General features: G+C 70.0%; 7 protein-coding genes. 1 reads left to right on the plus strand and 6 read right to left on the minus strand.

Translation table 11 applies throughout. The features are described 5' to 3' along the window. A partial coding sequence (locus AC1DY2_RS10720; protein ID WP_476762416.1) for a hypothetical protein occupies positions 1-319 on the plus strand: 319 nt, incomplete at its 5' end. Positions 320-371: 52 nt separating this feature from the next. Here AC1DY2_RS10720 and AC1DY2_RS10725 read toward each other — a convergent pair. The 6 genes from AC1DY2_RS10725 to AC1DY2_RS10750 all read right to left on the minus strand — a co-directional run bounded on the left by AC1DY2_RS10725 (position 372) and on the right by AC1DY2_RS10750 (position 8120). Continuing rightward, complete coding sequence (locus tag AC1DY2_RS10725; protein WP_476762417.1) at positions 372-1442, minus strand: LacI family DNA-binding transcriptional regulator; 1071 nt, start codon at positions 1440-1442, stop codon at positions 372-374. A gap of 67 nt (positions 1443-1509) precedes the next feature. Next, positions 1510-3687 (minus strand): alpha-xylosidase, encoded by a 2178-nt coding sequence (yicI, locus tag AC1DY2_RS10730; protein WP_476762418.1) that lies wholly within the window; start codon positions 3685-3687, stop codon positions 1510-1512. 2 nt (positions 3688-3689) lie between these two features. Then, complete coding sequence (locus AC1DY2_RS10735; RefSeq protein WP_476762419.1) at positions 3690-4601, minus strand: carbohydrate ABC transporter permease; 912 nt, start codon at positions 4599-4601, stop codon at positions 3690-3692. After that, positions 4598-5578 (minus strand): carbohydrate ABC transporter permease, encoded by a 981-nt coding sequence (locus AC1DY2_RS10740; RefSeq protein WP_476762420.1) that lies wholly within the window; start codon positions 5576-5578, stop codon positions 4598-4600. The genes AC1DY2_RS10735 and AC1DY2_RS10740 overlap by 4 nt, the downstream gene beginning before the upstream one ends. A gap of 71 nt (positions 5579-5649) precedes the next feature. Continuing rightward, positions 5650-6942 (minus strand): ABC transporter substrate-binding protein, encoded by a 1293-nt coding sequence (locus tag AC1DY2_RS10745; protein WP_476762421.1) that lies wholly within the window; start codon positions 6940-6942, stop codon positions 5650-5652. Positions 6943-7094: 152 nt separating this feature from the next. Further along, a complete protein-coding gene (locus AC1DY2_RS10750) occupies positions 7095-8120 on the minus strand; it encodes a LacI family DNA-binding transcriptional regulator (RefSeq protein WP_476762422.1) in 1026 nt (341 codons plus the stop codon). Positions 8121-8385 lie beyond the last annotated feature (265 nt).

The following is an 8385-nucleotide window of genomic DNA, read 5'->3' on the forward strand; positions in this document are numbered from 1 at the left end:
CCGCGTGGTCGAGCTCGTGCTCCACGTCGACGGCGACGACCGCGTGCTCGGCGTCGTGGACGTGCCCGCGGGCCCGATCGGCCTCGTCCTCGAGATCGACGGCTTCGCGGCCGTCGCCCGGGCCGAGTCCGGTGAAGGCGGCATCCCGGTCGGCACCGTCGACCTCTCGCCCCTGAGCCCGAGCGAGGGAGGTGGATTCGTCGGGGTGGTCGGCGGGGTGTTCGTGGTCGGCGAGCCTGCGGCAGACGCACACGGCGCAGCGGCCGCGGCATGGGCCGACTTCGACCGGCTGAGCCTGGTCCACGCGCCGGCGCGCTGATCGCGCGGATTCCGCGCGTTCCGCGGGCCGGCACCGCCGGCCGGGTCCTCCCCTACCCGGCCGGCGGTGCCGTGCTCTCGCGCACGACGAGGCTCGTCGCGAGGTCCATGCGCGGCGTGGGCGCCGACCCGGTCGCACCCGACACGGCATCCGTCGCACCGTGCTCGTGGTCGAGCTCGTCGGCGAGCCGGATCGCGAGCCTGGCGGCCTCCTCGCCCATGCGGCGCAGCGGCTGGTGCACGGTGGTGAGCCGCGGCGTGAGCCAGCGCGCGAGCGGGATGTCGTCGTAGCCGACGATCGAGAGCTCTTCCGGCACCCGGATGCCGCGCTCGCGCGCCGCCTCCATGACCCCGAGCGCCTGCATGTCGCTGCCGGCGAAGATCGCGGTGGGCCGGTCGTCGCGGCCGAGCAGCTCGCGGGCGCGCTCGCGTCCGCCGCTCACGTGGAAGTCGCCGAACCGGATCCAGTCGGGCTCGATGGCGAGTCCCGCGGAGTTCATCGCCGACCGGTAGCCGTCGACCCTGGCGAGGGAGCACATCATGTCCTCGGGGCCGGTGATCGCGGCGATGCGCGTGTGGCCGAGTTCGATGAGATGCCGGGTGGCCGCGAGGCCGCCAGACCAGTTCGCCGAGCCCACCGAGGGCGCGTCGGGCGACGGGTCGCCGGCGGGATCCACGATGACGAACGGGATCGCTCGCGAGTGCAGGCGCTCGCGGTACTCGGGCGCGAGCTCGGAGAAGACGAGGACGATGGCGACCGGGCGTCGCCGCATGACGCCTTCGATCCAGTCGGGGTCGGGCGCGTGCCGGCTGCCGCTCACGGTGAGCACGACGCTCAGGCCATGCTCCTTTGCGACCTGTTCCACGCCGCCGATCAGCTCCATCGACCAGATCGGGTCGAGCTCGTGGAAGACGAGCTCGATGAGCTCGGCACGCGACTCGGAACGGCCGCCGCCGCGGCGCCGATAGCCGCGCTCGGCGAGGAGCTGCTCGACGCGGGCGCGGGTGGGCGGCGAGACATCCGCCCGGCCGTTCAGCACCTTCGAGATCGTGGACAGCGAGACGCCCGCCTCCTCGGCCACGCTCGCGAGCGTGACACGGCCGTCTGCGGCATCCGTTTCCATGTTTCGAAGTCTAGGCCCGAAAGTTGCGACGAGAGGGATGCCGCGGACGCGTGGCGGGCGGGCAGGGTCACCCGCGAAACTCCCACACCGTGCCATCCTCCTCGACGATCGGCACGACCGCGTCCTCGCGCACCCACAGCGGCACCGTGTCGAACCCGTGCACCTCGCGCCGCCAGCCGCCGCCCTCGACGACCTCGCGCGTGAACCAGTTCGTCCACCGCCCGGCCGGCAGGTAGTACTCCACCTCACCCGATGCCGAGAACACCGGCGCGACGAGCAGGCTCGGTCCGAGCAGGTACTGCCGGTCGAGGTGGGCGACGGCGGGGTCGCTTGGGAACTCGAGCTGCATCGGCCGCATGATCGGCCGCCCGGTGCGATGCGCCTCCTCGCCGGCCGCGACGAGGTAGGGCCGCAGCGACGCCTTGAGCTTCGTGAACGTCCGCGCCACCTCCACCGCGCTCTGGCCCGCCGCCTCGCTGCCGTCGTCGAACGCCCACGGCACCCGATAGCTTGTCGAGCCGTGCAGGCGCGAGTGGCTCGACAGGAGCCCGAACGCGAGCCAGCGCTTGAACACGGCGGGGTCGGGGTCGCCCTCGAAGCCGCCGATGTCGTGGCTCCAGTAGCCGAAGCCGCTCAAGGCGAGCGACAGGCCGCCGCGCAGGCTCTCGGCCATCGACGTGAACGACGAGGAGTTGTCGCCGCCCCAGTGCACGGGCATCGACTGGCCGCCCGCGGTCGCCGAGCGGGCGAACAGCACCGCCTGACCCACGCCGCGCACCTCCTCGAGCACGTCGAACACGGCCCGGTTGTAGAGGTCGGTGTAACGGTGGTGCATCGCCTCGGGGTCGCTGCCATCGTGCCACACGACGTCGATCGGCACCCGCTCGCCGAAGTCGGTCTTGATGGCGTCGACGCCCTGGCCGAGCAGCGTCCGCACGTGCGCCTGGAACCACGTCGTGGCCTCGGGGTTCGTGAAGTCGACGAGCGCCATGCCCGCCTGCCAGAGGTCCCACTGCCAGACCGACCCGTCGGGCCGGCGCACGAGGTACCCCCGCTCGGCGCCCTCGCGGAAGAGCCGCGACCGCTGCGCGATATACGGATTCAGCCACGCGCTGACCTTCAGGTCGCGCTCGTGCAGGCGCGCGAGCATGCCCTCGGGGTCGGGGAAGACGGCCGGATCCCACTCGAAGTCGGTCCAGTGGAACTCGCGCATCCAGAAGCAGTCGAAGTGGAACACCTCGAGCGGGATGTCGCGCTCGGCCATGCCATCGATGAACGAGTTCACCGTCGCCTCGTCGTAGTCCGTCGTGAAGCTCGTCGAGAGCCACAGCCCGTACGACCACTCGGGCACCCGTGCGGGGCGGCCGGTGAGCCGCGTGTAGCGGTCGAGCACCTCCGCGGGGTTGGGCCCGGCGATCACGAAGTACTCGAGCGACTCCCCCGCCACCGAGAACTGCACCTGCTCCACGGCCTCCGAGCCGACCTCGAACGACACGTGCCCCGCGTGGTTCACGAGCACGCCGTAGCCGCGGTTCGTGAGGTAGAACGGCACGTTCTTGTAGGCCTGCTCGCTCGACGTGCCGCCGTCGGCGTTCCAGATGTCGACCGTCTGGCCGTTCTTCACGAGCGGGCCGAACCGCTCGCCGAGCCCGTACACGAGCTCGCCCACGCCCAGCGAGAGTTGGGTGTGCAGGTACGCGGATGCCTCGGCGAGGCCGGTCGTCGTGATGCCGGCCACTCCCGCGGGCTCCGCGGCGACGGGCGCGCCGGGCGCGAGCTGCACGTACCCCACGGACTTGTGGCCGCTCGTCGTGTAGACGCGGTCCCCACCGGCACCGGTGGCGTCCTCGGCGCCCGAGTCCTCGCCGTCCCCCGCCCGCTCGAACGTCAGTTCCCACGGCGCGCCGCGGCGCACGCGGGCACGCAAGGAGCCGGCGTCGACGACGCCACCCTCGTCGTCGACGGTGAACTCGGGCCGGTATGCGGCATCCGTCGCGATCTCGAAGCCGGGATCGCGCCGACCGCCCTGGTGGTGCTCGATCCGGACCCGGATGACGCCCTCAGCGGGGCTCGCCAACGACACCGTGAGCATCGGACGGTTGAGGGTGTCGCCGCGCCGCTCCACGACCCGGGTGGACGCCCAGGCAACGAGCTCGTCGCCGTCGACCGCGAGGTCGCGAACGTCCTGGGCGTAGAGCGCCTCGACGCCAGGTCGCGTGTGCCAGAACCCATCGGTGAACTTCATGGTTACTTGACTGCTCCTGCGGTGATGCCCCGGGTGAGGGTGCGTTGGAAGATGAGGAAGAAGACGAGGGTGGGGATGAGGCCGAGCAGGGCCGACGCGCTCGTCGTGGTGACATCCATGAGCCGGTCGCCCTGCAGCACGGTGATCGCCACCGGCACGGTCTGCGTGTCGTTCGACACCAGGAACGTGAGCGGGATCAGGAACTCGTTCCACGTCCAGATGAAGAAGAAGATGAGCAGCACCGAGAGCGTCGGCCGCGAGATCGGGTAGACCACCCGCCAGAGGATCTGCCAGCGGCTGGCGCCGTCGAGGGATGCCGCCTCGAGCAGCTCCTTCGGGAAGGTGCCGTAGACCGAGGCGAGCAGGTAGGTGCCGAACGCCGACTGGATGACCGTGAAGATGATGATGACCGCCCACTGGCTGTCGTAGAGGCCGACCTCCTTGAACATGAAGTACAGCGGGTAGAGCAGCACCTCCTGCGGCAGCATGTTCGCGAGCAGGATGACGACGACGATCCAGAGGCGCCCCTTCACCCGGCCGATGCCGAGCGCGAACGCGTTGAGCATCGAGAGCAGCACCGCGAAGACCGCGACGAGCCCCGAGATGAACACGCTGTTCCAGAGCTTCTGCGGGAAGTCCACCCGCTCCCAGAACGCCGTGATGCCGTCGAAGTACAGCGACGTCGGCAGCGTCAGCGGACCCGAGGTGTTGTAGTCGGCCGGCGACTTGAACGAGTTGATGAGGATGAGTAGGAACGGCACCGCGATGAGCAGGCCGAGCAGGATCGCCACCAGCAGCACGATCCAGTCGCCGACCGTCTTGCGCCGGCTGCCGCCGCGGCCGGGCCGTGCCGGCTTCGGTTCCTCGACGGAGGCGTCGAGGGTGGCGGTGGCCTCGTCGAGTACGGCGCTCATCGTGCCTCCTCCTTCTGCTCCACGCGGTTCTGCACGAGGATGAACACCACGCTGACCGCGGCGATGACGACGGTGAGGGCGGTCGCGATGGTCGCGCCGTAGCCCACCTGCTGGGACTGGAAGAACTCGCTGTACGCGTAGTACGCGGGCACGATGGTGGCCGTGCCGGGGCCGCCGCCCGTGAGCGCGTAGATCGGCCCGAACACCTTGAGCGCGGCGATCGTGCAGGTGAGCGTGACCACGAAGATCTCGGGCCGGATGATGCCGACGGTGATCGCCTGGAACCGCTGGAACCAGTTCGCACCGTCGAGCTCGGCCGCCTCGTAGAGCTCGGGATCGACGCGCTGCAGCGCGGCCATGAAGATGACGATCGGGTAGCCGAGCTGCACCCAGATCATGATGACCATGATGCTCGGCAGCGCCGTGTCGGGATCGCCGAGCCAGTTCTGCTGCAGCGCACCCAGGCCGACCGCCTCGAGCATCTGGTTGAGGGCGCCGTTCTGGGGGCGCAGGATCCAGCCGATGACGATGGCCGCGATCACCGCGGGCAGGATCTGCGGCAGGTAGTACGTCGCCCGAAGGAAGCTCGCGAGCTTCCCGCCGAACTTCTTGCCGATGAGGTCGAACAGCATGGCCGCGAGCACGAGCCCGAGGAGCGTTGGCACGACGACCATCGCGACGATCATGGCGATGGAGTTGCCGAACGACGTCCAGAACACCGAGTCGCCGGCGAGCTCGATCCAGTTGTCGAGCCCGATCCACTCGGGCGGGCGGATGCCGCGGTAATCGGTGAACGTCAGGTAGACGTTCCAGACCAGCGGGACGACGATGATGACGGCGAGCAGCGCGAGGCCGGGCACGAGGTAGAGCCAGTACGCGTTGCGGCTCGATCCGGGGATCTGGCTCGACGGCGCGCGACGGGCGCGCGGCCCGGCGTCGCGGGTGGTGAGCGCTCGGGTGTCGGGAGCGATGGCCATGGTGGGTCCTTCCGTTCAGGGGTCGGATGCCGCGGGCTCGGCGCACACTCCGGCCCGCGGCATCCGTGGCGTCAGCCGACGATGTCGTCGACGCCGGCCTGGTACTGCTCGCCGAGCTGCTGCTGCACCTCGGCGGGCGACTTGGTGCCGTTCACGAGCTCCTGGAGGCCCGCGTTCAGCTCGTCGTAGAAGGTCGGGGTGGGCCAGTCGGGGTAGAACGCGATGCCGTCGCGGTCGGTGAGGGCGTTGAAGTTCGCGATGAGCTCGGCGCTCTTCTCGTCGGTGATGTCGGCGGGGTCGGCCGCGACGGGCACGCCGCCGTTGTTGCCGATGAGCGCCTGGATCTCGGGCCGCATCGTGATGTCGATGAACTCGGCGGCGAGCTCCTTGTTCTGCGCGCGCTCGGGGATGACCCACATGTTTCCCGCCGATCCGGGCGACATCTCGGCGCCGGGGAAGAGGAACGTGCCCCACTCGAAGCCGTCGATCTCGGTGGTGAACCGGTTGTGCCACCAGCTGCCCGAGAAGAAGATCGGGGCGTCGCCGTTGATGAAGCTCACGCCGGCGTCCTCGGCCTTGAGGCCGCTCGCGTCGGTCGAGATGTAGCCCTTGTCGGTCCAGTCCTTGATCGTCTCGGTGGCGTATGAGATCTCGTCGCCCTCCCAGTCGACGTCGCCCGTGTAGAGCTGGTAGTCGTCGACGAACGAGCGGTCGGCCTTCGACAGCGCGAGCTGGTACCAGAGCTGGCCGAGCGGGTACTCCGCGGCAGACTCCGACAACGGGGTGATGCCCTGGTCGGCGAACGCCTGCAGCACGTCCTCGAACTCGTCGAGCGTGGTGGGCACCTCGAGGCCCGCCGCGGCGAACGCGTCCCTGTTGTAGTAGACCTCGACGAACTCGCCGTAGTTGGGCACGCCGTACCAGCTGCCCGATCCCATGATGCCGTTCTCGTCGTACTTGGCGGTGGTCTGCAGGCTCGGGCTGAGCTGGTCGTCCCAGCCGTGCTCGGCGACGACGTCGTCGAGGTTCGAGAGCAGGCCCTGGCTCGAGAGCAGCCCGGCGGTCGCGTTGCCCTTGTTGTACTCGAGCAGGTCGGGCGCCTCGTCGGAGTTGAGCACCTGGCTGGCCGTCGAGCGGATCTGCTCGAAGCTCTTCTCCTCGAACTCGACCTTCGCGCCGGTCTCCTCCTCGAAGACCTTGATGGCCTCGGCCCAGGCGATGCCCATCGCGCTGGTGTCGCTCTCGTAGTGCCAGAGGCGGAGCGTGTCGTCGTCGCCGCCTCCTCCCGAGCCGGAGCATCCGGAGAGGACGAGTGCCGCGGCGGCGATCGTCGCCGCCGCGCCCACGATTCTGGTGTGCTTCATTGCGTTCTCCTTGGTGGGTTGTTCGTTGGTGCGGATGCCGCGTGGTCGGTCGTGTCGAGCGGATGTCGCAGGATGGTGGTCGAAGCGCTTCGACGATGCGCGGCGGGTCGGTCGGGTTCCGTCTGGACGAAGCCGACGCGGGGTCGGTCGGGTCAGTCGGGCGGGAGCGGCACCACGGAGCCGTGCGCGTGGTACTCGGGCGCGATGAGGTGCACGCCCGGAGCGGGCGGCGCCTCCGTCATCGACTGGATGGCGAGGTCGACGGCGAGGTCGCACGAGGCCTGCGGCACCAGGGGGATGACGTCGAGGGGCGGTTGGAACGAGGTGGTGTCGAACGTGGAGCCGACCGAGACGACGGCGACGTCGCCCGGCACGGCGAGCTCACGGGACGCGAGCTCCTCGAGCACGGCGGCGTGCGTGGCGTCGTCGCAGTGCAGCACGAGGCCGGTGGCGCCGCCGTCGAGCAGCGCGCCGACCGCCGAGCGCACCTGGGCGGCGCGGGAGCGGCGGCCGTCGCCCACCTCGGGCAGTTCCACGGCGTACGCGAGCGACCGTTCCGCCGCCCGGCCTTCGAACCCGGCGCGGATGCGCGGCGGGAAGTTGGAGCGCCGGTACGCGACCGGCGGGTGCCCGACGAGTCCGATCGAGCGATGCCCGGCGTCGGCGAGGCGGTCGACGGCGAGCGCGGCGGCCGCCTCGAAGTCGAGGTCGACGCAGACGAGGCCCTCGTGGTCGGTCGGCACGCCGATGAAGATCGACGGGATGTCGAGGCGACGGGCCAGGGCGACCCGCTCGTCGTCGGGGGCCACGTCGAGCACGAGCACCGCGTCGGCGAGGCCGCTGGTGGCGACGCGGTGCATGCCGGCGGTGGCCTGCTCGTCGGTGAGGAGCAGCACGTCGTAGTCGAAGCGCCGTGCGGCGATCGACGTGGCCAGCACGAACGCCATGTGCGCGGGCGCATGGGTGTCGGCGCGGAACGGCTCGGTCACGGCGAAGATGTTGGTGCGACGGCCGGCGAGCATGCGGGCCCCGGCGTTCGGCCGGTAGTCGAGCTCGCGCACGGCCAGCTCGATGCGCCGGCGGGTCTCGGCCGAGATCGTGCGCTTGCCGCTCAGGGCGTACGACACGGTGCTGATCGACACGCCGGCGGCCTTCGCCACCTCGTGGATCTTCGCCATGCCGGACTCCATCGTCTAAACGTTTCGATTGGTTCGTCGGGACTCTACGCACACGTCGACGGGCCGCGCAAGTGGTTTGTGGGATTTGCGAACAAATGGCTCAGGGTGCCGGGCCGACTTGCATCCGCCCCGTCGTGGCCTTATGTTGTACCTGCCAACAAATCATCGATGACGCTGAAAGGCGGATCACCCATGGCCAGCGCGCCCACCCGCGACGACAAGTTCTCCTTCGGCCTCTGGACGGTCGGCTACAACGGCACCGACC

It is taken from the genome of Agromyces sp. P1_H4, from assembly GCF_056405255.1.